Here is a 2334-nt window from a genome sequence, read left to right on the forward strand (position 1 = left end):
ATCTTCACTTGCTGGTCAATCCGCCCCAGGTACTCGACCACACCGTCTTCGCGCAGCCGCGCCAGGTCGCCACTGCGATACAGCCGCGCGCCCGGTACAAACGGGTCGGGCACAAAGCGTTCGGCGGTCAGGGCCGGGCGCTGGTGATAGCCGCGGGCAATGCCTTCGCCGCCCAAATACAGCTCGCCCGCCACACCCACCGGCAGCGGCTGCATGCTGGCATCCAGCACATAGGCGCTGCGCTCACCCACCGGGCGCCCGATCGGCAAGAATGCCGAGTCAAATTGGGTGTCCGGGTAAGCGCACCAGATCAACGGCGTGATCACCGTTTCAGTCGGGCCGTAGCCGTTGATGATGCGTGGCGGTTGCAACACGCGCTGCACTTCATCAAAGGCGTGCTTGGGCATGCCCTCACCGCCCACGGTGTAGGAGCGTATTGGCAGCTTGCGCCCGGCTTCGCCAATGTAATCGGCCATTTGCAGCAAATAGCTCGGGGTAAAACAGGCGATGGTGATGCCGTGCCGCTCGATTTCTTCGCAGGTACGCTGCGCGCTCCAGACCTCATCGTCACGGGGCATCAACGCCGAACCGAACACCAGCGGGGTCAGCCAGCGCTCGTGGGCACCGTCAAAACTGATCGAAGCAAATTGCAGCTCGCGGTCGTCCGGGGTCATGCCATACAGCGCGCCAATGGCCAGGCAATGCATGGCCAACGGGCCGTGGGCCACGCTCACGCCTTTGGGTCGCCCGGTCGAACCCGAGGTGTAAATCAGGTACGCGAGGTTCTGTGCAGTGACCAGGTTGACCGGGTTGCTGGTCGGCAAGTAGCTGACGTCTTCACGGTCGAGTTCCAGCACCGGCAGGCCGTCGATCTGCGGCAACTGCTTGCGCAACCACGACTGGCTCAGCAGCAAAGCAATGCCGCTGTCCTGCATCAAGTAACCCAAGCGCTCTGGCGGGTACGCCGGGTCCAGCGGCACATACGCGCCCCCGGCCTTGAGAATCGCCAGCAAGCCGATAATCATCTGCGGCGAACGTTCTACCGCCAGCCCCACCCGCACTTCGGGGCCGATCCCCAGTTCACGCAGGCGATGGGCCAAACGGTTGGCGCGTTGGTTGAGTTCGGCGTAGGTGAACGTGCTGCTGTCAAAGATCAGCGCCGTGGCGTCAGGGCGTAGCGCCGCCTGGGCGGCGATTAACTGATGCACACTCTGCTCGGTCGCGGCTTTGGGTGGCGGGTTCCACTCACGCAATTGTCGGGTGTGCTCGACAGCACTTAGCAACGGCAATTCGCCCAGCGCACACAACGGCGCCGCCACCATGGCGTGCAGCAGGCACGCCAAGTGCTCGCTCATCCGGGCAATGGCCGCCGGTTCAAAATGGCTGCACAAGAAGCTCCAGGTCAGGCTCAACTGGCCTTCACTGACCGCCGCCAGCGTCAGCGGGTAGTTGGTGCGCTCATGGTTGGCCGGTACGGCAAAGCTCAAGCCCTCTGGCGCGCCCTGCTGCAAGGCCGCGCCGATGGGGAAGTTTTCAAACACCAGCAAACTGTCGAACAGCGGCTCACCGGCACGCCCGGCCCAACGCTGCACATCGCTCAGCGCGGTAAATTCATGCTCGCGCAGCTCCAGGTTATGCGCCTGCAAGCGGCTCAACCACTGCGCCACACTTTCAGCCGCCTGTGGCTGAGTGATCACCGCCAAGGTGTTGATAAACAGCCCGAGCTGGTTTTCTGCACCCGGCAGATCCACCGGACGCCCGGACACAGTGGCGCCAAACGCTACGGTCTGTTGACCGCTGTAACGCTGCAACAATACCGCCCAAGCGCCCTGCACCAAGGTGTTGAGGGTGATGCTGTGCTGGCGGGCAAAGGCATTGAAAGCCTCGCTGCTCGGCCCATCGAATACCTGCCGATGATCCGCGTACTCGCTGCTGCCTGAGCCACCGTGCGCCAGGCTTTGTGCCAACAGCGTCGGATTGTCCAGGGTCGCCAGTTGCGCACGCCAAAAGGCTTCATCTGCCTGAGCATCCTGCCCTTGCAGCCAGCCGATGTAGTCGCCAAAGCGGCCCTGATGAGTGGCCACCTCAACCCCGGCATAACGCTGCAACACCTCACCCAGCAGCAAGGCATTGCTCCAGCCATCCAGCAGTAAATGGTGATGGGTGTAGATCAGTTGCTGGCGCTGCTCATCGAGACGCACCAAGGCCAGGCGCAGCAACGGCGGTTGCGCCGGATCAAACTGCAAACGCTCGCTGCGCGCCAGCAACTCCAGCTCGGCGGTTTGCTCGGCGCGGCCGCGCCAGTCGAGCACGGTTAGCGGCAACTCCAGCGCC

Annotated in this window: 1 pseudogene; it reads right to left on the bottom strand. The window is 63.3% G+C overall.

Going from position 1 to position 2334, the window contains the following annotated elements:
- Nucleotides 1–2330: pseudogene (locus GHO25_RS25410) on the bottom strand (amino acid adenylation domain-containing protein); the annotation flags it as partial.
- Nucleotides 2331–2334: the final 4 nt, after the last annotated feature.

Origin of the sequence: Pseudomonas sp. FSL R10-1350, from assembly GCF_009600525.1 — a bacterium.
In the GTDB taxonomy this organism is placed as follows: Bacteria; Pseudomonadota; Gammaproteobacteria; order Pseudomonadales; family Pseudomonadaceae; genus Aquipseudomonas; species Aquipseudomonas helleri.